Annotated in this window: 21 protein-coding genes; 13 read left to right on the forward strand and 8 right to left on the reverse strand. The window is 53.2% G+C overall.

Annotated elements, in window-relative coordinates; genetic code table 11:
• Positions 1-63: 63 nt before the first annotated feature.
• On the reverse strand, positions 64-543 hold the full coding sequence (locus MKX70_RS04470; RefSeq protein WP_340781302.1) for a carboxymuconolactone decarboxylase family protein: 480 nt from the start codon (positions 541-543) through the stop codon (positions 64-66).
• A 289-nt stretch (positions 544-832) separates the two neighbouring features.
• Between MKX70_RS04470 and sigJ the strand changes: the two genes are divergently transcribed.
• Complete coding sequence (gene sigJ / locus MKX70_RS04475) at positions 833-1696, forward strand: RNA polymerase sigma factor SigJ (RefSeq protein WP_340781303.1); 864 nt, start codon at positions 833-835, stop codon at positions 1694-1696.
• Between the two features lie 159 nt (positions 1697-1855).
• On the opposite strand, the gene MKX70_RS04480 is transcribed toward sigJ, so the two are convergent.
• The 6 genes from MKX70_RS04480 to MKX70_RS04505 form a co-directional block, all read right to left on the reverse strand.
• The gene (locus MKX70_RS04480; RefSeq protein ID WP_340841622.1) at positions 1856-2986 is read right to left on the reverse strand and encodes a glycoside hydrolase family 88 protein; all 1131 of its coding nucleotides are present in this window, start codon (positions 2984-2986) and stop codon (positions 1856-1858) included.
• An 18-nt stretch (positions 2987-3004) separates the two neighbouring features.
• Positions 3005-5338, reverse strand: a complete 2334-nt coding sequence (locus MKX70_RS04485; protein WP_340781304.1) for a helix-turn-helix domain-containing protein — start codon at positions 5336-5338, stop codon at positions 3005-3007.
• 52 nt (positions 5339-5390) lie between these two features.
• On the reverse strand, positions 5391-6275 hold the full coding sequence (locus MKX70_RS04490; RefSeq protein ID WP_340839603.1) for a carbohydrate ABC transporter permease: 885 nt from the start codon (positions 6273-6275) through the stop codon (positions 5391-5393).
• Between the two features lie 36 nt (positions 6276-6311).
• Complete coding sequence (locus MKX70_RS04495; RefSeq protein ID WP_340781306.1) at positions 6312-7229, reverse strand: ABC transporter permease; 918 nt, start codon at positions 7227-7229, stop codon at positions 6312-6314.
• Between the two features lie 82 nt (positions 7230-7311).
• Complete coding sequence (locus MKX70_RS04500) at positions 7312-8895, reverse strand: extracellular solute-binding protein (RefSeq protein WP_340781307.1); 1584 nt, start codon at positions 8893-8895, stop codon at positions 7312-7314.
• Positions 8896-9574: 679 nt separating this feature from the next.
• Positions 9575-10804 (reverse strand): Zn-dependent hydrolase, encoded by a 1230-nt coding sequence (locus MKX70_RS04505; protein WP_340839604.1) that lies wholly within the window; start codon positions 10802-10804, stop codon positions 9575-9577.
• A gap of 191 nt (positions 10805-10995) precedes the next feature.
• Between MKX70_RS04505 and MKX70_RS04510 the strand changes: the two genes are divergently transcribed.
• The 6 genes from MKX70_RS04510 (at position 10996) to MKX70_RS04535 (ending at position 18434) form a co-directional block, all read left to right on the forward strand.
• Positions 10996-11871, forward strand: a complete 876-nt coding sequence (locus tag MKX70_RS04510; RefSeq protein ID WP_076243460.1) for an aldose 1-epimerase family protein — start codon at positions 10996-10998, stop codon at positions 11869-11871.
• Positions 11872-12096: 225 nt separating this feature from the next.
• Positions 12097-13002, forward strand: coding sequence for a glycosyltransferase family A protein (locus tag MKX70_RS04515; protein ID WP_340839605.1), 906 nt, complete (start codon positions 12097-12099; stop codon positions 13000-13002).
• Between the two features lie 30 nt (positions 13003-13032).
• Complete coding sequence (locus MKX70_RS04520) at positions 13033-14088, forward strand: glycosyltransferase family 2 protein (protein ID WP_076243459.1); 1056 nt, start codon at positions 13033-13035, stop codon at positions 14086-14088.
• A complete protein-coding gene (locus MKX70_RS04525) occupies positions 14085-15218 on the forward strand; it encodes a polysaccharide pyruvyl transferase family protein (protein ID WP_340839606.1) in 1134 nt (377 codons plus the stop codon). The genes MKX70_RS04520 and MKX70_RS04525 overlap by 4 nt, the downstream gene beginning before the upstream one ends.
• Positions 15208-16746, forward strand: coding sequence for a lipopolysaccharide biosynthesis protein (locus tag MKX70_RS04530; protein WP_042132823.1), 1539 nt, complete (start codon positions 15208-15210; stop codon positions 16744-16746). The genes MKX70_RS04525 and MKX70_RS04530 overlap by 11 nt, the downstream gene beginning before the upstream one ends.
• 368 nt (positions 16747-17114) lie before the next feature.
• Entirely contained in the window at positions 17115-18434 is a 1320-nt protein-coding gene (locus tag MKX70_RS04535) for a glycosyltransferase family 2 protein (RefSeq protein ID WP_052415885.1), read from the forward strand.
• Between the two features lie 88 nt (positions 18435-18522).
• On the opposite strand, the gene MKX70_RS04540 is transcribed toward MKX70_RS04535, so the two are convergent.
• Positions 18523-19614: a threonine aldolase family protein gene (locus tag MKX70_RS04540; RefSeq protein ID WP_340839607.1), complete on the reverse strand. Its 1092-nt coding sequence runs from the start codon at positions 19612-19614 to the stop codon at positions 18523-18525.
• Positions 19615-19806: 192 nt separating this feature from the next.
• Here MKX70_RS04540 and udk point away from each other — a divergent pair, with 192 nt between their 5' ends.
• The 6 genes from udk (at position 19807) to MKX70_RS04570 (ending at position 26321) form a co-directional block, all read left to right on the forward strand.
• On the forward strand, positions 19807-20436 hold the full coding sequence (udk, locus tag MKX70_RS04545; RefSeq protein ID WP_039296931.1) for a uridine kinase: 630 nt from the start codon (positions 19807-19809) through the stop codon (positions 20434-20436).
• 528 nt (positions 20437-20964) lie between these two features.
• On the forward strand, positions 20965-21822 hold the full coding sequence (locus tag MKX70_RS04550; RefSeq protein WP_445323699.1) for a carbohydrate ABC transporter permease: 858 nt from the start codon (positions 20965-20967) through the stop codon (positions 21820-21822).
• A complete protein-coding gene (locus tag MKX70_RS04555; RefSeq protein ID WP_340839609.1) occupies positions 21819-22697 on the forward strand; it encodes a carbohydrate ABC transporter permease in 879 nt (292 codons plus the stop codon). Before MKX70_RS04550 ends, MKX70_RS04555 begins: the two co-directional genes overlap by 4 nt.
• A 40-nt stretch (positions 22698-22737) precedes the next feature.
• Positions 22738-24126, forward strand: a complete 1389-nt coding sequence (locus tag MKX70_RS04560) for an ABC transporter substrate-binding protein (protein ID WP_340839610.1) — start codon at positions 22738-22740, stop codon at positions 24124-24126.
• A 108-nt stretch (positions 24127-24234) separates the two neighbouring features.
• Positions 24235-25224: a LacI family DNA-binding transcriptional regulator gene (locus tag MKX70_RS04565; protein WP_340839611.1), complete on the forward strand. Its 990-nt coding sequence runs from the start codon at positions 24235-24237 to the stop codon at positions 25222-25224.
• Positions 25225-25325: 101 nt separating this feature from the next.
• Positions 25326-26321: an N-acetylglucosamine kinase gene (locus MKX70_RS04570; RefSeq protein WP_340839612.1), complete on the forward strand. Its 996-nt coding sequence runs from the start codon at positions 25326-25328 to the stop codon at positions 26319-26321.
• The last annotated feature ends 2 nt before the right edge of the window (positions 26322-26323 follow it).

Raw genomic sequence — 26323 nt, forward strand, 5'->3', positions numbered from 1 at the left:
ATAAATAAAGGAGCTATGCCACAGATAATACGGTGGCATAGCTCCTTTTAAGTTGTTCTTCAGTTACGACAACCCTGCTTTGGTCAAGCCATATGCCGCATCAGATGAACCCGGTACGGTGGCAAAGCCCACGTTCACCCGGTTCCAGGCATTGATGGCCATAACCGAGAAGGACAGATCGGAGATTTCCTGCTCGGACAGCTGTCCACGGACACGGTCATACAGCTCATCAGGCACGCCATGCTCCGGCAGCTTGGTCAGTACCTCCGTCCAGGCGAGTGCAGCCCGTTCACGCGGAGAGAACAGTGTTGATTCCCGCCAGATAGAGATGTGATAGAGACGCAGTTCACTCTCGCCGTTAATCTTGGCCTGCTTCACATGCATGTCCAGGCAGAAGCCGCAGCCGTTCATCTGTGAAGCCCGGATGGACACCAGATCTTCAATTTTCTCCTCAATAGAGCTGTTCTTCAGCGCCATGCTGAAATCGAGAAATTTCTTGAAAAGCTCCGGGGACTGCTGCATATAATTCACACGTTGTGCCATAACTATACTCCTCCTATTGGGCTGGTTGTAGTTAAGGTCCGGCCCGGCCCGTGTCTTCCTCCCGGTTGTTCCAGCCTTGTTCCGCCCTTCGGACATATAACGAGACAGCTATTCGTTCTGTGACAATGCAGCAGCAGATTTTTTGTCCGGTGCAGTTTTCGAACGTACCTGCCCTGAATAATAGGCACCTTCACGCATCCCCGCTCTCTCCTGTCACACATCTCCTCTTTATTTTGTCTACATTATAGCGGAGTTAGATTGACTATATATAAGGATTGGAAGTGGCGTTATGCAGGAGCTGTATGCCCAGTATAAGAACCTATTGTTTAAGCTTGCCTACCAGTTAACCGGATCAGCCGCCGATGCCGAGGATGCGGTTCAGGACGTATTCCTGAAGGTGTATGATGTGCCGCCGGAGCGGCTGGCCGAACCGAAAGCCTATCTGTGTAAAATGGTCACGAACCGCTGCCGCGATCTGCACAAATCTGCGCGCAGACAGCGGGAGGAATATTTCGGCGAATGGCTGCCCGAGCCTCTTGCCGGTACAGACGGGGATTCCATGGACTCCGTAATTCAGGATGATCTCTTATCCTATGCCATGCTTGTCCTGCTGGAGCGGCTGTCCCCTGCCGAGCGGGCCGTGTTTGTGCTGCGTGAAGCGCTGGGCTTTGAATATCAGGAGATTGCCGGACTGGTCGACAAAAGCGAACCGAACTGCCGCAAGCTCTTCAGCCGGGCCAGCGCCAAGATGGGTCTCGTCCCCGGAGAGCCTGTCCAGCCGGAGGCAGCTACAGAGGAATGGGTGCACGGGTTCCTGGCCGCCCTGAAGCAGGGCAACCTGAATCAGCTGCTGGAGATGCTTGATCCGGCAGCCGAGTTGATCGCCGACGGAGGAGGCAAAGTACGCGCTGCTGCCGAACCGGTAGTCACCCGCGAGCTTATCGCCCGCTTCCTGTTGGGACCTTTCCGCGGGGCAGCTACAATTAACGGTGAAGTGGCTATTGAAACCAGCCGGATTAACGGACAGCCCGGCCTGATCCTCCGCTCGGATGAAGGTATTCATACCATAGGACTTCTGCATATCCGGGACAATCTGATCCGGAATTTATATATTGTCCGCAATCCGGACAAGCTGCAGTATGCCGGGAGTTAGGGCGGGTAACGGGTTTCCGGAAGTGTTGTTCATGTCACGGACTGTACGGTGCCTTCACGACCACCCAGCCGTCAATCCTATGCTGTCTTTCATTACATCCCCTCCGGTGTGGTAATCGGCTCTATGACCGGAACCGCCATCCCGCATAGACGGGATTTGTCAGGACCGCTCATACCAGTACCCCGGAATGCCCCGCTCCAGCCGCATTAGCGCCTCCAGATAATAATAATCGCCCCAGATCGTGTAATCATCCGGCGAATCTCCGGCCCTGACTGAATACGAGCCATGCTTCAGCAGGCCTTCCGCTTCCCCGCTCCCATGGGTGGAATAGTGCTCCGCCAGCGCTCTCACTGCTGCCTCCGCCGCTTCCCGGAAGAACCGGTATTCCGGGTCTGCTTCGCCCAGCTGAGCGGCAATCTCCAGCAGTCCGCAGGCGGCAATCGCCGATGCGGAGCTGTCCCGCTTCGTGTCCGGTCCCACAGGAGCATCGAAATCCCAATACGCCACCCCATCCTCCGGCAGCTGTGACACGAGATAACGGCCCAGCTGCTTCGCCGTTTCCAGCATTTCCGCGCTCTGGAGATAACGGCTGATTAAGGCGAAGCCGTAGATGCCCCACGCCTGCCCGCGCGTCCAGGTCGAGCCGTCACCATAGCCCTGATGCGTTCCACCGCGGATCGCGTCTCCGGTAGCCGGGTCGAAGTAGAAGGTGTGATAGCTTGAGCCATCGCCGCGCACCAGGAAGCGGCGGGCTTTGCGGGCATGCAGCTCAGCTACCCGCCGGTAAGAGGCCACGCCTGTATGCTCATGCGCCCAGAGCAGCAGCGGCAGATTGAGCAGACAGTCGATAATAATCCGGCCGCCATTAACGGAATCGCCCTCCGGCCCCCAGGCCTGAATTAAGCCGGCCGCTTCGCGCCAGCGCTTCATCAGCATATCCGCCGCCTCCAGTGTCAGCTGTGCCGCCCCGGTATCCTGCTCAATGATCCACTGGGCTTTGGAGGACAGGGAATAGAGGAAGCCTATATCATGATGATCAAAAATGATCCTATGGTCCATGCGGTGCCGGAAGCTACGGACGGCTCTTAGCGCCTGTTCGCGGTAGACCGGGTCCTCACTGTATTCAGAGCACAGCCAGAGAATGCCGGACCAGAAGCCCGCTGTCCACTCCGTATTGTCATTCAGCGTGTAATGCTCTCCATCGGTACTCACATGGGGGAACCGGTCCCCGAATCTCAGGATATTCCGTTTGGTTACGCCAAGTGCGTCTTCAATCGCTTTTTGCCACATATCAGACATTGCTCCTCTTCATAGATTGCCCTGCTGGATCAGCCGGCTGTTCTGCTTGTACTGGCCGGGAGTGATCCCTTCGTATTTCTTGAATACACGGATGAAGGAATTGCTGTTCAGGAAGCCGACCAGCTCGGATACCTCCTGCACGGTCAATTCATCCTGCTGCAGAATTTTCTTGGCTTCTTCTATCCGGTACTGGTTGATATAGTCTATAACATTGGTGCCGGTCTGCTCCTTGAAATACTTGGAGACATACGTAGGATGGAACCGGAACCGTTCGGATATATGGGTCAGCCCCAAATTAACATCAGCGTAATTCTCATGAATGAATTCCAGGAGCTGATCCTTCAGCTCGGTATTATGGGAACGCTTGCGTTCATGCACCATTTGGCAGACCGTCTCCAGAATCTGCAGCAGTCCGGCTTCAATCTCCTCAAAGGTCTCACAGGCAAACAGCTGGCGGACCAGTTCATTGCGCCCGGCCGGCTCCTTCAGGTCATCGGTTTTGAGCTGCTCCGTTGCCTTCAGCATGGTGCCGATCAGTTCGAACATCAGGCAGCGGGCCAGCTCTACAGACAAGGGCTCCCCGGCAAAATTGGTCATCAGAATTTCGTTCATGACCTCAGTAGAGCGGGCATAATTACCTGTAGCGATATAATTGACAAGCTGACGCTCCAGATCAAGCGGATAATAGAGCTCTTCCTTGGGCTGCCGGATCCTGTGCTGGTCAATAATCTGGCCGATGCCAAGAATCAGCCGGTACTCCAGTGCCTCCTCTGACTCCTGGAAGCAGGCCGAAATCTCAGCAATGGACTTGTGGACGCTGCTGACTCCGACCGAGAAATAGATGAGGAAGCGTGAATGGATGAAATGCTGCGCCTCCCCGGCGGCGTGGATCAGCTGCGGGACGGCCTCCCCTGCATCCCCCCGGATATTGACCAGGAAGGCGATCCGCCCGTCCATTTCAGCGGAATAGACGGGACCGGCCGAGCCCATCAGTTCCTCCAGCACATTGGACAGAATCAGGTGGACGAACTGGCGCTTCTTCTCCTTGTCCTCAGGTGCCCGGGTACGGAAAAGCCCTTCATAATTCTCGATGTGCACCAGCAATACAGCAAAGGAGTCGCTTTCAAAACAGATGCCAAGGCGGTCCAGCTCCGCAGTAAGCCCTGCTCCCGGCTGCACCCGCCCTTTCAGCAGCCTTGCCAGGAAGCTGCTGCGCACCGTCATTTGCTGCTCCTTCAGCCTGCTGGCGAACTGATCCTGTTCTTCCCAGGCCCGGGTCAACACCGTTTGCAGAATACCGAATTCATCATCCGGCTGCTCCAGCTTCCCTTTGACTTTATCGGAAATAATACTCATAATCCGGCCAAGCGGGCGGTAATTACGCCGGGTGAACCACCAGGCAGCCACACCGCCCAGCAGCAGGACAGCTGCCACGCCGGTGAATGTGATGTTGCGGATCACCATCAGCTTCTTGGCATAAATGCGCGTGGGAACGATAGAGACATATTGCCAGTCCTGCACGTTAGAGGAGATCTGGGAGACCGTCACCGATTCCCCGTTCCAGTCTGCTGTTCCCGTCCGTCTTCCGCTATTCTTATTCTGCAGCAAATAGCTGTGTATCGTGTAAGGGGTTTCAACTGTCCCGGTAGAGAATAACGTACGCCCGTCCCGGTCGAGTATGAACACGATGCTCTCTTGTTCCAGACGCACATTGTTGATCGCCTGCTGAAACCGTTCCGGGTCCAGGGTAACCACGAAGGTGGCCGGACTGTTACCTGACAGCTGGATCGGAAAAGGCTGCAGGTAGACCAGCGTCTCCTCAATGCGGCGGTCCTCGCTGAAGACCTTCATTTTGCGGAATAGGCTCTCGTCCGAATCCTGCATCAGCCGGGTCCACTCCTGCTCGCTCACCCCGGTTCCCTCATAATAAATCTCATACAACAGGTTCTTGGAGACAAGCGATGAGGAGGACAGTGCCACATCTGCTGATTTCACGTAGATGTACAATTCACGAATCAATCCATTCCCGATCCGGATCGATTTGAGGTTCTTAATCAGCTCCAGTCCCATCAGCCGCCACCTGGCATCCTGTTCGGACGCGTGATTAATGAAGCTGCTCAGCTGGGAATCGGCCATCAGCTGGCTGCTGATGCTGCTGATATCTCCAATCTGGCTATCGATCGTCTCCTGTACCTGGGACAGCAGGACCCTGTTGGAGCGGCTGACCTCCTCCTCCAGCAGACTGCGGGACTCCGCAAATACGGCCGCACCGATGGTGACCGGAATGAGCAGGATGACCAGATAAGAGAGGCTCCAGGACAGCAGGATGCTTTTCTTCTTCATGGCTCTCCTCCTCTTGTTCATGATGATGGTGTAATCCGGATAGGGCCCCGGGTTATTCCTTGATCGCGCCAATCATGACGCCTTTCACAAAATACTTCTGTAAAAATGGATAGATAAAGAGAATCGGCAGCGTAGCCACCATTACCGTTGCGTATTTCACACTTTCTCCGATCGCTTCCTTATCCCCCATTGCCGCTGCGGTAGTCATTGAATCCATGCTGTTCTGGATTAGAATTTCCCGCAATATCAGCTGAAGCGGGTACAGATTACGGTCGCGGATATACAGAATAGCGCTGAACCAGGAGTTCCAGTGGGACACTCCGTAGAATAGAATCATAACTGCAATTACCGGCATGGATAAGGGTACCACAATCCGCCAGAGAATTCGTACCTCTCCCGCACCATCAATTCTCGCTGATTCCAGCAGACTCTCGGAAATCTCCTGGAAGGCCGTACGCATAATGATCAGATTATAGCTGCTGACCAGTCCCGGTACAATCAGCGCCATCAGGTTGTTCCCCATGTGCAGCGTATTGTTAATCAGCAGATAGGTGGGAATAATCCCGCCGTTGAAGAACATGGTGAACACAATGGCCAGCATGATCGGATTGCGGAGCATGAAGCTTTTGCGGGACAGGGTATATGCACCCAGAATGGTGAACAGCAGATTGAGCGCCGTACCCAGCACCACGATCACAACCGTATTCCTGTAGCCGGAGAGAATGCTCGGATTGCTCAGCACCAGCTTGTAGCTGTCCAGATTGAACCCGTCCGGAAGAAGCAGCAGCCCGCTATGGGCCATCAGCCGGTTAGAGTCGCTTAACGATGCATTCAGCACATGCCACAGCGGATACAGGGTGATAATGATGAGAAGGAGCATGATCAGCGTATTGGCACTGTCAAACAGCCGTTCTCCTATGGTTCTTTTGATTTTCATGGGAATCCCTCACTTTGTCTTCCTGGTGAAGCGGCACTAGAACAGCTTGTTGTCAGATACCGCTTTGGACAGCCGGTTGGCGCCAATGAGCAGAATGAAGTTGACCACCGACTGGAACAGTCCGACGGCAGTAGTATAGCTGAACTCGGCACTCTCACTGATCCCTTTGCGGTAGACAAAGGTAGATATGACATCTGCCGTATCGTAGATATTCGGATTATAGAGCAGAATGACCTTCTCGAAGCCGATCTCCATCAGTCCGCCCACACGCAGAATCAGGAGAATAACAATCATCGGAATAATACCCGGCAGGGTGATATGCCATACCTGGCGCATCCGGCTGGCCCCGTCTACCTTAGAGGCGTCATAGAGTTCAGGATTAATACCGCTTAGCGCAGCCAGATAGATAATCGTCGAGAACCCCAGCTCCTGCCAGACCGAAGATGCAGTATAGATCGTACGGAAATTACCCGGATCACTCAGCAGTGCGCTGCTCTGCCCGCCAAAGAAAACAATTATGGAATTAAACAGCCCGTCGCGGGACGAGAAATCGACCACCATTCCGCAAATGACCACAATCGAGATAAAGTGGGGAATATAAGAGACGGTCTGCACCGTGCGCTTGAACATTTCATGCCTGAGCTCATTGAGCAGCAGCGCAAGCAGGATCGGAGCCGGGAATCCGAACAGCAGCTGATAGAAGCTTAAGACCAGCGTGTTTTTGAGAATCCGCCAGAAATAATAACTCTGGAAAAAATCGCGGAAATGCTGCAGCCCCACCCAATCACTGCCCCAAATTCCTTTGCCGACGGTATATTCCTTAAAAGCGACCACCGCACCATACATCGGCAAATACTTAAATACCAGAAAATACAATACAACCGGGAGTGCCATCCAGTAGATCGCTTTGTTCTTTTTATAATTCATCCATACCAGAGATAACTTCTGCGGCATAGTCTCCCTCCTTTCCTCTTCTTCATTGCAGGTCCGCGGGGGTAAAATTCTCATTCACCGCCCCGCGGACAGCTCCTCTGTCTTATCTGGCGTTATAGCGGTCTAAGGCTGCCTGCTGAATTTCAATCGCCCGCTTCACATTGAACTTGTCAATCTGGGCGGTGAACTTGCCGAAGTTCTCTATCGGTTCCGCACCGATGACGAATTTGATGAACATCTCATCACGGTAAGTAGTAATATCGCTCATGATTTTGCTGTACTCCGTGGACTCCTCTGTAGTCAGGCTGACCGGGGGAAGACCGACCTTGAGTGTGTTATCGCTGTATTTGGAAAAGAGCGCAACCGCGTCCTTCTGCTGCTGATACTGGTAATACTGCTCGTTGTACCGGTCATCATCCTCACCGACAAACGGATAATTGGCAATGAAATGCTTCGCCATCGCCTGAACCACCGACAGCCCGTCCGGATTCTTCAGAATCTCATCCGTGTAGGTCGGATATCCGTCCTTCATCGTGTACGTTACACCCTCTACGCCGAAGTTCTTCAGCATATGGCCTTCTTCACTGAAGAAGTAGTCCAGCGCCTTCACGGTTTCCTCCGGGTTCTTGTTGCTCTTGGTAATCGTCGCGCCGGCACCGCTCCACTCCCAGGACCGGCCGGTGAACATCGGCTCATCCCCCTTGTTCACTACAGGGTACTGCACCGCGGTAAGGTTGGCCGCCGGCTCCTTCTCCTGCAGTGCAGGCAGATAACGTCCAATGCCGCCGCCAATGAAGGCAAAGAAGGCGCCGGCCTGACCGCCCAGAATCTTGGCATCATAGGTTTTCTGATCATTCGTGGCGAAGTCAGGATCAATCAGGCCCTCCTGATACCAGCGGTGGAACGTGGTCAGGAATTCTTTGAATTCCGGCTCTGTCGGCCCGTAGGCTACCTTACCGTCCTTCAGGAAGATTGTATTCGTGATCCCGTAGGCTTCGAGGAAGGTAGGGGCCGCCGGGCCCATCGTAGTCAGCTTAGGCGGTGCACCGAACAGGAGCGGAGCGGTGACCCCTTTCTTTTCCTTGAACGCCTTCAATACCGTCTCCCATTCAGCGAGCGTCTCCGGCTGCTGGAGATTCAATTCGTCCAGCCAGTCCCGGCGGATGAATGTGCCTCCGAACGTCTTATATTTGCCCAGCCGCAGATGGGGAATCGCGTAGATGTCTCCGTTATCCGCTTTCAATTGTTTCGCGACCTCGGGATTCTCGTCCAGAATCTTCTTCAGGTTGGGCGCGTACCGGTCAATCAGGTCGTTCAGCTTAATGATCGTGCCGTCCGTGTACAGCTTGGAATAATCCCCGTAGACGAACATCACATCCGGCAGCTCATTAGAAGCCAGCATGACATTGAACTGCTCCGTCTCCGCACCGACGGCGGGATGCTGGAATTCCGTCTTAATGTTGGTCTTCTTCTCCCACTCCTGAATCGCCGTAATCTCACTCATGTTCTTCAGCGTAATTGACACATTCGTATTCAGTGACGCCCAGATCGAAATTGGGGTAGGCTCATCCGCTGCCGCTCCTCCGGCATTCCCGTTCCCGTTCCCGCCCGAGCAGCCTGCCAGTCCGCCTATAGCCAGCAGCAAGCTGGTGCCGAGCATCATCCGTTGTCTCCAAGATCTCTTCATCCCTTCACATCTCCCCCATGTGTTCTTAATAGAAAGGCCATCGCCGGAGGCACCGGTCCTGCAGTCTTGCGGTTTTGCGGTCCTGCGGCCCTACCGAAGCTGCCTCCTGCTCCTCCAACTTAACGCCGTACGCCAGCCTTGACTATCTCCCATTCTTGCTGCGATATCGATATATTGATTACTGCCTGTCCATCACAGGAATTGCATACGGATGCTAAGAAATCGAGATTGATTTCGCCTGATATTCCAATCCGGGTTATTGCGAGTGATGATTACGCTTTCATATTATATCAAACTGCAGCGTTGTCGCGGCATTGCACATACTCTCTCCCTGCACCGGAGTGGCAAATGTACTCGGTTTTTCATGTACATTTGGTTCGTCTAGCCTATCGTTGGCACATTGTACTCGGTTTTTCGCATACATCAGGCTCGTCTACCCTATCATTGGCACATTGTACTCGGTTTTTCGCATACATTCGGCCCATCTACCCTATCGTTGGCACAATGTACTCGGTTTTTCGTGTACATTCGGCTCATCCCCGTACCGCCCACTTTCAGCGGAATTAGAGGGTTTCAGCGGGTACCAATAATTTCCTATATAAAGAAAAAAGACACCGGTTAAGTGTCTTAAAGTCTTTGACATCAATCTATGCAATTCGCCCAGCCTGCAAGCCATCCGTCAGGAACTCGCCAACACCGCCAGCACCGTTTCCAGCACCACATTCACGCCCATCTCGCACTCATCATTAGAAGTGAGCTCTTCCTCGCAGTGGCTTTTCCCCTTCACACTGGGTACAAAAATCATCGCCGACGGCAGGAATCCGGCCACGAACTGGGCATCATGCCCTGCTCCGCTGGCCATCTTCCGGCTGCTATAGCCCAGTTTCCGGGTAGCTTGCTCAACCAGGGCACAGACCTCCGTATCGAACCATACGGTATCGCGTCCCCACAGCTTCGTCTTCGACACACTACACTCCAGCAGTTCCTCAGGCAGACCGTTAATAATCGCCTCTACTTCACGGACAATATCCATATCCTTATGTCGGGCTTCCACGGTGAAGATCACCTTGTTCGGAATAACGGTATGAATATTAGGCAGCACGTTCATTCTCCCCATGGTATAGACCAGCTCGGAGTCCAGTACAGCCAGCTTCCGCCGCAGCTCCGTAATTATATCTGTAGCGGCAAAAAGCGCATCCCTACGCATATCCATCGGCGTGGTGCCCGCATGGTCCGATTCGCCTGTCACTTCAATCTCATAACAGGCCATCCCGACAACACAGTCGACCAGGCCGATCTTAAGATTTTCTTTCTCCAGCACAGGTCCCTGCTCGATATGCAGCTCCAGATAAGCCGTCGCTTCCTTGATCCGGTTCTCCGCATCGCCCGCATAGCCGCTGGCCTGCAGCGCTTCACCGAAGGTCGTACCCTCCGGGTCCTTCTTCTTCAGCATCTCCGCCTTGTCGAACTTGCCCGCCAAGACACCCGAAGCCATCATCGACGGCTCGAAGCGGGCACCTTCCTCGTTGGTGAAATTCATCACGGTTATTGGCAAGCGTGGCTTAATACCATGGTCAACCAGGGTTCTTACCACTTCCAAACCCGCGATTACACCGAGCACCCCATCGAATCTGCCGCCTTTCTTGACAGTATCCAGATGCGATCCGATCACTATGGGCGGACCTTCTTCACTGCCCGCAAGCGTAGCGTACATATTTCCCATATCATCGACTTTCACGGCCATTCCCAGCTCTTCTGCGCAGGAAGTGAAATAGCCTCGCACCCGCACATCCTGCTCCGACAGCGATAACCGGGTGACCCCGTTGTTGTCCGTCCGCCCGAAATCGGCGAATGACTCGATCGTATTCTTCAATCTCTCACCGTTCACGAATATCTGCTGCAGCTGCATGGCCCTATTCCTCCGTTTCGAACGCTCTTGGAATTATTGCTTTCTATATATGTTATACCATTCCGTATTATTTTCATTTTACAGACTGTAATAATATTTTTTGGTTTTGTTCACGTTATGTTATAACGCGATTAGGGAAGTCTGATAGAATATGAGCTGGTAGGAAGCATAATTTGAGAGGAGCTAAGCATATGAATACCCTTTTGCGCAGCGGCACAGCCGAAGCTGTGATCAGTTCACTCGGAGCTGAGCTGATCAGCTTCAGAAGAACAGATACGGAGACTGAATATATGTGGAGCGGGGATGCCGCCTATTGGACAGGCCGTTCACCAGTGCTGTTCCCGATTATCGGCGCAGCCATCCAAGGCGAGATCAAAGCGGACGGGCAGGCTTATAAGATTGCCAATCACGGCTTCGCCAGACGCAGTGAATTCACGCTGCAGGAGGCAAGTGATACCCAGGCGATCTTCCGGCTCTCGCATAGTGAGAGCACGTTGGCGGTCTACCCGTACAAATTCAACCTGTTCCTCACCTATATCCTGAGCGGAAGCACCCTTGAGATCAGCTACCGTGTGGAGAATTCAGATGAACAGGAAATTTTCTTCCAGCTCGGCACCCACCCTGCATTCAATTGCCCGATTGCCGGAGAGGGCAGCTTCGCGGATTATTATCTTGAATTTGAGCAAAAGGAAACGTTAGACCGCCTGTTCCTGAATTCCACCGGCCAGTTGATTAACGGCCAGACCGATCCGCTCTTGCAAGAAGAGAACATTCTGCCGCTAAACCATGAGATGTTTGAGCATGACGCACTCGTCTTCAAGAATGTAAGCTCGCAGTCTGTAGCGCTGAAGAGCAAGCTGTCTGCCAAAAGCGTAAGCGTAGCTTACCATAACTTCCCTGATCTCGGGATCTGGCAGCCGAAGAACGCACCGTTCCTGTGCATTGAGCCCTGGCATGGTGTAGCAGACAGTGAAGACTTCACCGGGGACATCCGTGATAAAGCGGGAGCCATCTCCCTGCCGCCGGGCGGCCAGTCTACAAGCTCGCTTACGATTACGTTCAACTAACCGGTTGTTGCTCCACCGTTTCTCGAAGAACAAGAAGGCCGCAGCCACCTAACGGTGGATGCGGCTTTTTGTGTCAAATTATAATCCATATCCTACGCTTGCGGCGGCAGGCCGTCCAATAAGTAAACTAAAGTAGTATATACAACCTTTTGCTGCCAATAGTAAGCTTAAGGTAGTTAATTCACTACACATAGAATGGGAGAAATGGATAAGGGAGTGGAGTATATGCAAGGATTGTCAGTGGCTATCTGCACGAGGAATCGGGTACAGGACCTGACACGGTGCATTCATTCTATAACTAAACAAGACATAGGCAGGACATACCCCATTGAGGTCATACTTATAGATGACGGCGAAATACCAGCCCGTGTACTTACTGAATTTGAAGCTTTACTTACCGGATACGGTTATCCTTTAACTTATTTCAAGAAGACGGACCGGGGATTGTGGCTGTCCCGGATCAAAGCCGTGGAGCTGTCCACTATGGACAAGATCCTCTTCCTGGATGATGACGTCGAAATCCCCGCCCATTACCTGTCTACCTTGATTCAAACCTACGATGATTATCCTAACTGCGCAGGAGTCGGCGGTATCGCCATCGGGATGCGGAACAGCTTCCTTGGAACCATCCGCTGCCTGCTGTCCTTCCAGCAATCCCTGTCGAGCGGTAAGCTCTCCTTAAGCGGTCAAGCCGGGTCCATGTACAACTGGCATAAAGCCCGGAAGATCTTCAAGACTGAATTCCAGCACGGCTGCAACATGTCCTTCAAAAAAGCGGCGATCCAGGACCTGAAGCCCGTTCCCTGGCTTACCAGCTACAGCGTCGGTGAAGATATTCTTATGTCCCGCATCGCCCGGAGCTCCGGCCCTCTGTATATCAATCCTGAGCTCAAGCTGCTGCATCATGAATCTCCGGCCTCCCGGGACAATCTCGAAGATGTCGCCTATACCCGGGTGCTGAATCATGTGCATTTGCTCAAGGATAAACGGTCGGGCCCCATCGGCTATCTCGCCCTGATGTGGACGACGCTCTACCTCATTCTCCGCGAGCAGCCCAAGAAGAATGTCGCCGCTATCAAGGGCTATAAGAAGGGGCTGAAGGAGATCTTCAACAGCCAGACCGCCGGGTAATCCGTCAAAACTCAGGAAGGGAGTGGAGTTATGAGTGTAAGCATTGTAGTTCCCATGTACAATTTAGAGCGTTATGTGGCTCCATTGCTGGATTCACTCCTGGACCAGAGCGAGAAGCGGTTCGAAGTGATTATGGTCGACGACGGCTCTACGGACCGTACGTACGAGGTGGCCGAAGCGATTCTGGCGCGGCATCCCATCCTGAGAGCCAAGCTGATCCGCACGGCCAATGCCGGAGTGAGCGCCGCCAGAAACACCGGGCTTGCAGCAGCCAGCGGCGACTATGTGCTGTTCCTGGACGGGGATGATTATATTGCCAGCGGACTGGTGCAGAGCATTGAAGCACATACCTGGAGCGCTGCTCCGGATATTCTCTGCTGGGGTTACAGTCTGGTCCGCGAAGACAAGTCCACGATTGTAAACTTCACTTCAGCGGCAAGCGACACTACGGGGAGCGAAGCGCTGAAGAATATTTTTGTGCATAAAAGCCTCAGAATCTGGACCGGCAGCATCGCCTTCAAACGGACCTTTCTGCTGGAGAACGGCATCCGTTACACCGAGCGCTGCGTGAACGGGGAAGATCAGGAATTCATCTACAAAGCGCTGTCGCGGGCCTCGCGGGCCATATCCATTCCGGATGTGCTGTCCTTCTATCTGCAGAGAACATCCTCCATCTCCAATACGTATAACGTGAACAAATTCGACATGGTCGATGCTTTCAAGCGGGTAGCTGATTATTTCAGAGCCCATCCCTTTGACGGGACATCTGAGATATCCGAACTACTGCTGAACCGGGAGCTGACCGAGAACTACTTTTACAACCTGAAGACCTGTCTGAACGGCACTGCGGGAATGGATGTCAGGCGCCTGCTTCAGGATATGGACACCCGTTATCCCGGACTTCCCCAGGAGATGCGGCCGATCATACGAGAGTACCAGGGGGACGACCGCCAGCTCGCGCTGCAGATCAGAGCCTTCTTAATCTCCCCGTCCTTGTACGGAGCGCTGATTGTTATCGACAGAAACTGGGTCCAATTCAAACAGAAGCTCAAAACCGTGATGGGCAGAAAGGAAATCAAAGTATGAAGAAGACGATGATGATCAACGCATATACAGAGTTCAATTTGGGCGATGATTTGTTCATTAAAGTGTTATGTGAGCGATACCCCGGTACCCGGTTTATGCTGATTGCCCCGCAGCAATATAAGCTCGTCTTCAAAGACCTCCGTAATCTCAAGGTGTATGCCTCGGACTCCGTGCTGCTGCGGGGGATCAACTATATTTTCCGCAAATTAAAGCTTCATCCGAACTTCGTGCAGAAGCTGCTGACGGATCAGGGCGACGGAACCGTGCATATCGGCGGGTCTATTTTTATGCAAGGTGAACAGTGGGAAGAATATGTGGCTGGTGCTGAAGCCCTTCGCAATAAAAGCAAGCCCTATTACCTGATGGGTGCGAACTTCGGCCCGTACAAGGATGAGGCCTACTACCAGCAATATAGGGATATCTTCCAGAATTATGCCGATGTCTCTTTCCGGGAGCAATATTCCTATGACCTGTTTAAGGATCTGGACAATGTGCGGCTTGCGCCGGATATTATTTTTCAGCTGAAATACAGCGGCGGTAGAGCTCCGGCTGTGGAGGGTAAGACCCTTGCCATTTCCGTGATCAAGCCCTCGTCCAAAGCTTTAGACGGTTTTGACAACCTCTATTATGAAAAAATGAAAGATGTTGCAATCTATTTCATTCAGCAGGGGTATGACGTGCATTTCATGTCCTTCTGTCAGCATGAAGGGGACCAGGAAGCGATCAGTCTGATCCTGAATCTGATTCCTGCGGAGCTTCAGGCCCACACCCACGCCCATCTCTACAAAACAGATATGGATGAGATTCTCGCCGTGCTGTCCGGTGCAAGCTGCATTGTCGCCTCCAGATTCCATGCGATGATCCTCGGCTGGGTGTTCGGCAAACCGGTGTTTCCCGTGGCTTACAGCAACAAGATGATCAACGTGATGCAGGATGCTTATTTCGGGGGGGCGTATACGGACTTTGCCCATCTGGCTGAGCTGACGCCCGAGCAGGTCTATGAGAGTATGGCTGGGGGTACGCTCGATGTAACGCTGCAGGCGAACCAGGCTGAGAAGCATTTCGAGCAATTGGATGCTTATCTGACACCCGAACCGCTGCTGGAAGGGAGAAGAAGCTATGAAAGCTAAACGGAGCATGCTGAACCTGGGCTTCGGGCTTACCAGCCAGGTGATTACCATTATCCTCGGTTTCTTCATCCCCCGCCTGATCATGGTTAACTACGGCTCGGAAGCGAACGGACTGATTGCCTCGATTGTGCAGATTATCAGTTATTTCGCCCTGCTTGAGGCAGGGGTTGGCGCGGCATCGCTGCAGGCACTCTATAAGCCGGTGGCCGGCAACGACCGGAGCCACATCAACTCCATTCTGGCCGCTACCTCCAGCTACTACAAAAAAACCGGGATCTACTATTTCATCTCAGTCGTGCTGCTGGCGGTTATCTATCCGCTGGTCATTCATTCAGAGATCAGCAGTATCAGCGTAGTGGCCATTATCCTGTTCTCCGGCCTCGGCGGAGCGATCAATTATTACTTTCAGGGCAAGTTCAGGGTCCTCCTGATTGCCGAGGGTAAAAGCTATATTGAGACCTCTATCGTCACTGTAGCGAACATTCTGAACAACGTGGTTCGTATCATCCTGCTGCTGCAGGGCGTGAACATCATCGCCGTCCAGGCCTCGTTCTTCGTGCTGACTCTGCTGCAGATTGTCGCGTTCTATATCTATGCGAAGCGGCATTACAAATGGATGGATCTCAGTATGACGCCTGATTTTGCCGCCATTGGACAAAAGAATTCCGTCATGGTGCATGAGATCTCCTATCTCATCTTCCGTAACACGGATGTGCTGATCCTGACGATCTTCACCAACCTGAAGATTGTCAGTATCTACGTGATGTACAATATGATCTTCACCATCGTCGACAACATCGTCCAGACCGTCAACGGCAGCGTCAAATCGGCGCTGGGGCAGAGCTATCATGAGGGCAAAGAGGCTTTTGTCAAATTCTATGATGCGTATGAGGTCTATTTCATGGGCCTGATCTTCTCCATTCTGACCGTGGTCTATATTCTGATTCTGCCGTTCATGCGGCTGTACACCGCCGGGGTCAACGATGTGAATTATATCAACTTCTGGCTGCCGATTCTGTTCGTGGTGATCAAGCTGCTGACCAATGCCCGCACGTCGTCGAACAACCTGATTACCATTGCCGGACATTTCCGCAACACACAATTCCGTTCGATTCTGGAGTCGGCGATCAACCTCGGAGCTTCGATTGTGTTCGTAATCTTCTTCGGAATCTACGGTGTGCTAATGGGAACTATTGTTGCTCTGCTCTACCGTTCGATCGATATTGTGGTCTACGCCAGCCGGGTGCTGCTGGAGCGCAGCCCATGGATCACCTTCCGCAGATGGCTTACGAACGTCGCCGTCTTCGCGGCAATCGTGTTCATTACGACCAAGCTGAATCTGAGCATCACCTCCTACACCGGCGTAATCCTCTGGGGCGCGCTGCTGGGTGTGATTATCCTGCCGATCTATTTCCTGGTGGGTTCTCTGATGGAACGCGAGGTCTTCCTCTATACCTGGAGCTACGCCAAGAAATTCAGAACGAAGCTCAAGCTTAAGCGGAAGGTTGCGGCCGGGCAGACGCTGTAATGCTGGAAATGGGGTAGTGCAGATTCCCATTCCAGCCGCATGCAAGCTGCCAGAACACCTCCCCCAGTTTTTTAAGTGGAAAAACGTAGCTTAATTTACCGTTTTTCGCACTCTGTACGCGAATAGTTGGAAAAAAGGCATTTACTTGCTGCCCTCCAGCCCTCTTCCCGCGAAATGTGCATTTTTAAGTGGAGTTTTTCCAACTAACTTTAGAATGATCCTCACAATCGGGAACATAAATGGAGAAAATCCAACTATTTAAATTACGCTGATGATTTTCACAACATTTAGCCTATGCTTCCGAAGCGAGTTTTATTGCGAAGCGAACCAGGAAGCATTGCTCCATAAAACTTTTAGGAGGACTGATTATGGATCACCGCGGGGACTTACATGAAGCAGGACTGCATCTGCTGCATCAGCTGAGTGACGATATTCATCATCCGCCCGCCGGGGGTCTGACCCGTGAGGAGCTGATCCGCCAGGCCAGGAATATCAGCAGCAGCGAGAGTGATGCCGGAATCAAAGAACATCTGGAGACGCTGAACGGTGTCCTGGATGCCTTTCTGGCAGGCCGGGCTTCGGATGACGCGCTCCAGTATTATGTCAGCACTCAATTTAATATTCAGATCGATGAAATTAACGGGTTCATGCAGGCGCTTTCCGCACTCAGCAGCAGCGTGCCTGATACGCAGGAGTCTACACTCAACCTGGACGCCGGTTCCGCAAGCCATCCGAAGGTCAGTGTAATTATTACTACTTATAATAGAAAAGATTTCCTGCAGCAGGCAGTGAACAGCATTCTGCGGCAGGATTATCCGCATACCGAAATTATCGTCATTGACGATTGCTCCAGCGACGGTACGCAGGAGATGATGAACGCCACCTTCGGAGCAGAGCCGCGCGTCATCTTCATGCAGAATGAGACCAACAGCGGACCCGGAAATAACCGCCGCAGAGCGCTGGCCGCACATGGCGACGGGGAATTCATCCTGTTCCTGGACGATGATGACTATCTTATTGACCGCAGCTATTTCACCAAAGCCGTGAAGGTTCACCGGCTGCATCCGGAGCTGTCTTTTGTCGCCGCAAACGTATTCCTGGAGTATTCCCAGTCGCAGAAGCTCACTATCTCCAGTCTGGAGCTGAGTCCCGTCACGGACAAACACGACTATTTCATGAACTTCGAGCGGAAGAACTATCCCAAGCCGGCATCAACTTTAACCGCCATATTCAAGCGTGAGGCACTGATGAGCATGGATATTCTGAATATGAGTATGGTCAACGATGCTTCCATATACCTGCGGGCGCTGCTGATCGGCGATGCCGGGTTTATTGATACGCTGGCGGGCGTGTACCGGATTCACGGCAACAATATCACCTTCAATCTCAGCCAGTCGTTCCTGATCGAGAATCTGGAGGAGAAGCGCAACATCCGCAATATGGCCGTCGAGCGCTTCGGCTACAGCAAGGCGGAAATGAATGAGTGGTTCAACCATAACGTCTATGATACGATCTCTTACTACCTGATGAACTCCGCCAAAAGCCACAGCGACTTCAAGTTCATGTACAGCTGGGCGAGCAATCACTCTCCTCAGGCCTACAATCAATTGAAGCGCCAGTTCCGCACCAAGCTGATGAAAAAACAGCTGCTCCGCGTTTCCTTCGTACGGGCGCTGATGAACCGGTGACGGGACAGACCGGCTAGATGGAAGGTGTAACTCTCCACACAAAAAGCAGCTTCCCCTTATAAGGAAGCTGCTTTTTGTTCTGCCCGCCTTAGCCTTCCTGCAGCAGCGTATCCAGCAGCCGGAAGGCTTCTTCCAGCGCAGGCTTGGACACTCCGCTGTAAAGATCCCCGATGTTCAGCTCATACGAGCATGAAGCTTCCCCTGTTTCTTTCAACCGCGGGGTCAGCCCGATTCCCGTCTCTGTGTACACCTGAATCAATACCGGAGCAACCTGCTCCCTGGATAACGCGAAATGTACATGGAACATATTCGAGACCGGCACCTCCGGCAGCGTAGACACCTTATGGCAGCTGTTGAATAAGGCAGCCAGCTCCTTGGCCTGCTCATAATACCCGGCCATCCGGCCGATCCGCTGCCCGTAATAATACTTAGCTGTCAGGATATACGGATAGAGACTGATCAGGTCACCGCCATGGCGCCGTTTCCAGATCTTCGACGCCTCCGTGAATTCCCGGCTTCCGGCCAGGATCGCTCCGGCAATTCCGCCGATGCCTTTGTAGAAGGAAATATATACGCTGTCGAACAACCCGCAGACCTCGGCAGCTGTCTTGCCGTAGTATGGCAGCACTTCGAACAGCCGCGCCCCATCCAAATGAAGTATGATTCCCTGCTCCCGGCAATAGGCCGAAATAGCTTCCAGCTCAGCATATTCCGGCAGCTGCCCGCCGATCTCCCGCTGGGGAAGCTCAAGCAGCAGACAAGCAATACCCGGCCCCATATTCTTCACATCATCCATTGTGATCAGGTGGTCTTTATCTGCCAGCAGCAGCGGCTCCAGATGATGCAGCTCCTTCAGCCCGTCCTGCTCATGAATCTCCAGGTGGCAGAGCGGGTGGTAGGCCACTCTTCTGCTGCCCTTGCGGTCACTCCAGATCCGCAGGGCGATCTGTTGGGCCATCGTGCCGCTGGGGAAGAATACACTGCTTTCCTTGCCGAGCACCCCGGCCATCTCCGCCTGGAAATCCTCTATTACTGCGCCTGACCCATACAAGTCGGCAGCGAGATGCTCCTCCACTCCGGCCAGCGCTTCTTTCAGCACGGATATCCCTCTTTTTCCATGGCCTGCCAGCTGCACTTCTGTCCCGTTATAAGCTTCCAGTAAAGCATTCTGCTCATTCATTCCGCTAATCCGCTCCCTTTAAATATGCTCGATCTGTACGAATACTTGAAATTATATCATTTTCCGCTAAAATACCCGATTTATTTGAAAGTTCACATGATATTCCCCTGATCCAAGGTGAAATAAGTTGACCGCTGTGCTACAATATTGGAATTGCAAAGGCAATCGCTTAGGGAGGTTTATAAAAACACCATGCTTATTATTGGTATCGCCGGCGGGACCGGTTCCGGCAAAACGACGGTAGCGCGCTCCGTTATTGACCGTCTTGGATCTGACAAAGTGACGTTCATATCTCAGGATAACTACTATAAAGACCATTCTTACCTCAGCATGGCTGAACGCGGTGCGATTAATTACGATCACCCGCTGGCCTTTGATACGGAACTGCTGATAGAGCATTTAGATTGTCTGAAAGCCGGACAAGCCGCATTTGCCCCAGTGTATGATTTCACCGTGCATGCCCGCTCTACCGAGAAGACCGTTCGGCTTGCACCGAACAATATCGTCATCCTTGAAGGGCTTCATGTCCTCTCCGACGAGAAGCTGCGCGAGCAGCTGAACATTAAGGTATTCGTGGATACCGACCCCGATGTGCGTATCCTTCGCCGGGTACTGCGCGATATCGAGGAACGCGGCCGGACGATCCGTTCGATCCACACCCAATATCTGACCACGGTTAAGCCGATGCACGAAGCTTTTATTGAGCCGTCCAAGAAATACGCTGACCTGATTATTCCGGAAGGCGGACAGAATGAAGTAGGGATTCAGCTGCTGTCCGTATTGACCGAGAAATATCTGTCCGGCGATCATCAGTGGACGTAAGCAGAGCAGCAATCTGCCTATACCTTAGTTGAATGAGAGCTGTCCGGCCGTGCCGGGCGGCTTTTTGCTGTGGCTGGGCGGCTGGACGCAGTGGCTATCCGGAGTCACCAACGATTCTTGCATGCGAAGAATACATAACATCACTTCCGGCAGACTTATGAAATATAGAGCCAACAGGCTCAGATGCAAACCTCAAACCCTTTATCTATGTTATATTACATTACATAATTTTCATGCACGCAATGAAATTTCTGCATTTTCAGCAACACATTCCTTTATCTTGTTATATTTATTTACTGGTAGCGCTTTATTAACGAAATAACTGTTGATTATTTCCGTTCCATCCACTATGATTAGTGCAACAGGGCGGCCTAAAAGTTAAAGCGGTTAAACTTATTATTATTTATCTCTATTAAAGAGGCGAATTTCTACTTTCATTTATCATTAAAGTTAAAGCGCTTATACTTTTAAGAAAGAAAGGCTGGTGTGTTCGTGATTAAGAGTGAGAGCCGGCGGCAGACGTTCTACATGTATCTGTTCATTTCCCCATGGCTGATTGGCTTCCTTATCTTCGCCCTCTATCCTATCTTGTCGTCGCTGTACTACAGTTTCACCGATTATGACATTATTCATCCGCCCAAGTTCATCGGTCTCGCCAATTACACGGAAATGTTCCATAACGAGCTGTTTTGGCGGTCCGTAACAGTCACGCTAAGATATACCTTCATCAGCGTGCCGGTGCAATTGCTGCTCGGTCTCGGGTTCGCTCTGCTGCTGCATCAGACCATCCCCTGGCGTGGTTTCTTCCGGACAGCGATGTATTTCCCGAGCATGGTCTCCGGCGTTGCGATGTCGCTCCTCTGGTACTGGATCTTCAACCCGCAGATCGGCATCTTCAACTATATGCTCTCCTGGTTCGGCATCCACGGCCCGGCCTGGCTGATGAATCCCGATACGGCGCTCTACGCCCTGATTATCATGTCCTTCTGGACAGCGGGCTCCGGCATGATCCTCTTCCTCGCCGGTCTGCAGGGGGTCCCGGCCAGCCTGATTGAAGCCGCTAACCTGGACGGGGCAGGACGCTTCCGCATTTTCATGAATATCACTCTGCCGATGATCTCACCAGTCCTGTTGTTCCAGCTGATTATGGGTCTGATCGACTCCTTCCAGGTGTTCACGCAAGCCTTCGTCATGACCCAAGGGGGGCCTAACTACTCCACCTGGTTCTACGTCTACAATCTGTATACCAGTGCCTTCAAGGAATACCGGGCCGGTTACTCTTCCGCGCTCGCCTGGGTCCTGCTGATTGTCGTCATGCTGTTCACGGCCATTATTATGAAGCTGTCGGGCCGTTACGTCCACTATGAAGGAGGCAGCCGCCGATGAGTACCGTTAAGGCCGCGAGCCCGCTTAGCCCGCCTTCCCGGCCGCGCCGGAGAGCTGATCCCGTGAAGATCGCCAGCTTCATCACACTGATAATCACCACATTCCTCATGCTGCTGCCGCTGTTCTTCATGGTCTCCACCTCGCTGAAATCGAAACGGGAAATGCTGAAGTTCCCGCCGACCTTCCTGCCGGAGAGCTGGGCCTGGAGCAACTATACCGAAATCTTCGAGACTCTACAGTTCGGCACACTGTACAAGAACAGCCTGATTATCGCCGGCCTCTCCGTCTTCGGCACCCTGCTCTCTTCGGCGCTGGTCGCTTACGGGTTCGCCAGATACCGGGGACGCGGCAACAACTTCTGGTTCATCCTGCTGCTGAGCACCATGATGCTGCCTTATCCGGCGATTATGATTCCGCAGTTCGTGCTGTTCTCCAAAATGCAGTGGATCGACACCTTCCTGCCGCTGATCGTCCCCGCCTTCTTCGGCTCGGCGTATAACATCTTCCTGCTGCGGCAGTTCTTCTCTACATTGCCCGAGGAATTGTTCGACGCCGGACGGATTGACGGCTGCGGCGAGCTGCGGATGTGGCGGACCATCGCGCTTCCGCTGTCTGCACCGGCGCTGGCGACCGTGGCGATCTTTGCTTTTATCTACAGCTGGAATGATCTGCTGACTCCTGTGCTCTACTTAAGCTCGTCGGACAAATTCACGCTTCCGGTCGGCATGGCCTCGCTCACCTCATCGCGCTTCCGCATTCCGCCGTGGCATCTGCTGATGGTCGCCTCTGTCCTGGCTATGGTTCCGATTGTCACTCTGTTCGCTATCGCCCAGAAGCAGTTTGTGGAGGGCATTGTGCTGACAGGCATTAAGTAATCCGGGTCCACAATACTTGAAATCATGGAGGGAATGGACAATGAACAAGATCATGAAGAGCAAGAGGTCGGCCGTCCTGCTTACAACAGCCCTGACAGCAATGGTAGCTATATCGGGCTGCGGCGGCGGCAAATCAGCAGGGAATGTCACAGCAGGGGACAGCGGAGCCGGGAACTCCGGCGGGTCTAGTGAACAGGTGACCATATCCCATTATACGATTGACTCGGAGGACCGCACGTTCATTGAGAAGCTGATTCCTGACTTCGAGAAAGAGCACCCGAATATCAAGGTCAAGGTAGAGAAAGCACCTTATGAGCAATTCGACAGCAAGCTGCAGACACTGATTGCCGGCGGTAATTCTCCGGATGTTACGAGCCACTACGGATACGGCGGTTTCGCCGAGTATTACAACAAGGGCATGCTGCTTGATCTGACCGACCTTATTCAGGAAGACGGCTTCAAGGCGGAGGACTACAATATCCCTGAGAATCTGATGAAAATCTACACGGTGAACGACCGCACCTACGGTATACCGGTCAATATGTATGTCACCCTGATGCTCTACAACAAGGATATGTTCGATGCGGCAGGTGTCGCCTATCCGCCAAGCGATTATGAAGATAAGAGCTGGACGTTTGAGCGGATGGTTGAGGATGCCAAGAAGATGACCCTCGTCTCCGAGGATATCGCCAAAACGCAATACGGCGTAGACTTCACCTGGGCGGAACGGGATATGCGGCCGCTGTACTTCGGGGCAGAGCCTTACTCCGCGGATACCTGGACCAACGGCGGTGTTCCTTCCGAGACACATTTCGACTCCCCTGAGGTCATTGCCGCTTACCAGAAGCTGTTCGACCTTGTCTTCAAGGATAAGGTGTCCCCCACTTCCGAGTGGAGTAAAAGCGTAGCCGGACAGAACGGTGACCCGTTCGTTGCAGGCAAGATCGGGATGTCGATCGGCGGTTCCTGGAACCTCGCTGGAGCTAACGATTTTCCGTTCAAAATCGGCGTAGCCGCAGTGCCGTGGGGCGGCAATGAGCAGGTGCGCAGCACACTGTTCGTCGATCCGCTGCTGATTCTGAAGGATTCGAAGCACCCGAAGGAAGCTTTTGAATGGATCAAATACCTGATGACCACCGAAGTCCAGGAGAAGTCCATTGAGCTCAGCGGCGGCAATCCGCCGGTCAACACCGAAGCGGCTGAAGTGTATTACAAGCATTTTGACGGAATTGATCCGGGGGATGTTAAGAAGGTCTACGAGGGCGCGGTCAAATACGGCTATGAATCCTATAACCATCTGATCACCAATTACTCGCAGATTAATGACATGTTCATTAATGAGCTGCAGCCTGTCGAGACCGGACACAAGACGCTGGAAGAGGTGATGCCGGTGATTCAGAAGAAAGTAACGGAGATTATCAAAAGATAAGGCGGCTTCAGCCGCTGTGGCAATTATACGTTTAGCGGAACACCGGCGCTCCCTGTATACTGAAGATAGATACTAGCACCGGAAAATCCGCCGCAAGGAGCGTTTGAGATGAAAGTAAGTATATTTGATGTAGCCAAAAAATCAGGGCTGTCCGTGGTCACCGTATCGCGGGTATTGAACGGCGCCGGGTCTGTTCGGGAGAATAACCGCCAGAAGGTGCTTGATGCGATCAAAGAGCTGGATTACCGCCCTAATGCAGCTGCACGCAGTCTGGCCAGCGGCAAGACCGGCATCATCGGCCTGATTGTAACGACACTTCAGGATTCCTTCTTCGATGCGGTGGTCAAAGAGCTGAATGAGACACTGGCCCTGCATGGTTATTTCCTGGCCATCTCCATCTCTACGGGCATCGGCTCGGACGAGAACCACTATCTGATTCAGGAAGACCGCGTAGACGGGCTCATCCTGCTCTCGCCGATGAAAGAAGACAATTATATCATTGAGCTGAAACGGCGGGGTATCCCTTATGTACTGATTGACAATCAGCTGCCGGAGAACGATACCTACTCGATTACCATCGATAACTTCAAAGGCGGATATGCCGCGGCCAGCCACCTGCTGGAGCTGGGGCATACCTCCATCGCCCATATCTGCGGGCAGGAAATGTTCCGCAGCACGCGGGAACGGCGCGCCGGCTTCCAGCAGGCACTGCAGGACCGGGGGATTACCCCGTTCGAAATCGTCTCCGGCGAATTCGAGATCGAGATGGGTTACAGCACGGCGAGTCGCTGGCTGCAAGCAGGCACACTCCCCGCGGCTGTATTCGCCGGAGATGACAATATCGCTCTCGGCGTCATCAACGCCCTGATGGAAGCGGGGGTGCGGGTGCCTGAGGAAGTCGCAGTGGTCGGCTATGACGACCACTATATTGCTTCCCAGCTCCGGCCGCATCTGACCACCCTGCGCCAGCCGGCGGACAAGATCGGTGTGGCGGCAGCCGATATGCTGCTGCGCAGACTAAGCGGCGAGATGAAGCGCGGCTCGAACATCCGGATCGACCCGGAGCTGATCGTACGGGAATCTACGCTGAAATCCTGATGATGGGAGGCTATCAAAACTAAGCATATGCTTCCGAAGCGAGTTTTGCGAAGTGAACACCGAAGAAGGTTAGGCTATCAAAACTTTAGGAGTGACGACCATTGGCTTACTACTTGGGGATCGATGGGGGAGGCAGCAAAACCTACGCCCTCCTAAGCGATGAACATGGCCATATCCTCGGCAAAGGCAGGAGCGGCAACGGCAATCACCAGACCGGAGCGCAGCAGGCGGCGGTAAGTATCCGCGAAGCAGCCTTGGCCGCTCTGGCTGAAGCCGGACTCCGGCTGGATCAGATCCGGCATACCTATCTGGGGCTTGCCGGGGCCGACCGCAAGACCGATTATGAGATCCTTCATCCGATGATACGCGGAATCGGATTCACAGAATATACGATCAGCGGTGACCCGATGATCGGCCTGCGGGCGGGTACGGACCGCCCTTACGGGGTAGCCCTGATCTGCGGCACCGGCACCAACGCAGCCGGCCGCAACCCGCAGGGCCAGCACTTCCAGTGCGGCGGCTTCGATTATATGTACGGCGATTTCGGCGGCGGCGGAGCGCTGAATATCGAGGTCTTCCGTACGGTCATCCGCGCCTGGGACGGCCGGGAGGCCGCAACCCTCATGACCGGGCCGCTCTTGAAGCTGCTCGGCTATGAACGGGTAGACGACATGTACGATGATTTCCTGGATCACGGTAAGCATGTGCCGCTGGATGCCGCCCGCCTGCTCTTCCCGGCGGCGGCCGCAGGCGATGCTGCGGCGCTCGCCATCCTGCACCGTCAGGGCGTGGAACTGGGCAAGGCGGCAGCCGCCGTTATCCATAGATTAGGCATGGAGAACGATGGTTTTGATGTAGTGCTGGCCGGAAGCCTGCTGACCCGGGGCGACCGCGGCTGGATCCGCGGCCCGATCGAACGGGCTGTGCGGGAAGCCGCACCGGCCGCAGCTGTAGTTACTTTGTCTACGGAGCCAGTCGTCGGCGCCCTCTGGTCTGCGCTGGAGAGTGACGGCATCACGATAAGCGATGAACTCTATAAGAAAATGCGCCCTTTTGAAGAGTTTGAATATATCCCTATCACAACAAGACAGGAGTGATT

The sequence above is a fragment of the Paenibacillus sp. FSL R7-0312 genome, assembly GCF_038004445.1.
GTDB lineage: Bacteria > Bacillota > Bacilli > Paenibacillales > Paenibacillaceae > Paenibacillus_AQ.

Excerpts from the sequence above, each read along its gene's own strand:
- MKX70_RS04565 (WP_340839611.1), top strand. The coding sequence starts at position 24,235 with ATGAAAGTAAGTATATTTGATGTAGCCAAAAAATCAGGGCTGTCCGTG.
- udk (WP_039296931.1), top strand. The coding sequence starts at position 19,807 with ATGCTTATTATTGGTATCGCCGGCGGGACCGGTTCCGGCAAAACGACG.
- MKX70_RS04480 (WP_340841622.1), bottom strand. The coding sequence starts at position 2,986 with ATGTGGCAAAAAGCGATTGAAGACGCACTTGGCGTAACCAAACGGAAT.
- MKX70_RS04495 (WP_340781306.1), bottom strand. The coding sequence starts at position 7,229 with ATGCCGCAGAAGTTATCTCTGGTATGGATGAATTATAAAAAGAACAAA.
- MKX70_RS04510 (WP_076243460.1), top strand. The coding sequence starts at position 10,996 with ATGAATACCCTTTTGCGCAGCGGCACAGCCGAAGCTGTGATCAGTTCA.
- MKX70_RS04500 (WP_340781307.1), bottom strand. The coding sequence starts at position 8,895 with ATGAAGAGATCTTGGAGACAACGGATGATGCTCGGCACCAGCTTGCTG.
- MKX70_RS04525 (WP_340839606.1), top strand. The coding sequence starts at position 14,085 with ATGAAGAAGACGATGATGATCAACGCATATACAGAGTTCAATTTGGGC.
- MKX70_RS04520 (WP_076243459.1), top strand. The coding sequence starts at position 13,033 with ATGAGTGTAAGCATTGTAGTTCCCATGTACAATTTAGAGCGTTATGTG.
- MKX70_RS04505 (WP_340839604.1), bottom strand. The coding sequence starts at position 10,804 with ATGCAGCTGCAGCAGATATTCGTGAACGGTGAGAGATTGAAGAATACG.
- MKX70_RS04470 (WP_340781302.1), bottom strand. The coding sequence starts at position 543 with ATGGCACAACGTGTGAATTATATGCAGCAGTCCCCGGAGCTTTTCAAG.
- MKX70_RS04485 (WP_340781304.1), bottom strand. The coding sequence starts at position 5,338 with ATGAAGAAGAAAAGCATCCTGCTGTCCTGGAGCCTCTCTTATCTGGTC.
- MKX70_RS04555 (WP_340839609.1), top strand. The coding sequence starts at position 21,819 with ATGAGTACCGTTAAGGCCGCGAGCCCGCTTAGCCCGCCTTCCCGGCCG.
- MKX70_RS04550 (WP_445323699.1), top strand. The coding sequence starts at position 20,965 with ATGTATCTGTTCATTTCCCCATGGCTGATTGGCTTCCTTATCTTCGCC.
- MKX70_RS04540 (WP_340839607.1), bottom strand. The coding sequence starts at position 19,614 with ATGAATGAGCAGAATGCTTTACTGGAAGCTTATAACGGGACAGAAGTG.
- MKX70_RS04515 (WP_340839605.1), top strand. The coding sequence starts at position 12,097 with ATGCAAGGATTGTCAGTGGCTATCTGCACGAGGAATCGGGTACAGGAC.
- MKX70_RS04490 (WP_340839603.1), bottom strand. The coding sequence starts at position 6,275 with ATGAAAATCAAAAGAACCATAGGAGAACGGCTGTTTGACAGTGCCAAT.
- MKX70_RS04530 (WP_042132823.1), top strand. The coding sequence starts at position 15,208 with ATGAAAGCTAAACGGAGCATGCTGAACCTGGGCTTCGGGCTTACCAGC.
- sigJ (WP_340781303.1), top strand. The coding sequence starts at position 833 with ATGCAGGAGCTGTATGCCCAGTATAAGAACCTATTGTTTAAGCTTGCC.
- MKX70_RS04535 (WP_052415885.1), top strand. The coding sequence starts at position 17,115 with ATGGATCACCGCGGGGACTTACATGAAGCAGGACTGCATCTGCTGCAT.
- MKX70_RS04560 (WP_340839610.1), top strand. The coding sequence starts at position 22,738 with ATGAACAAGATCATGAAGAGCAAGAGGTCGGCCGTCCTGCTTACAACA.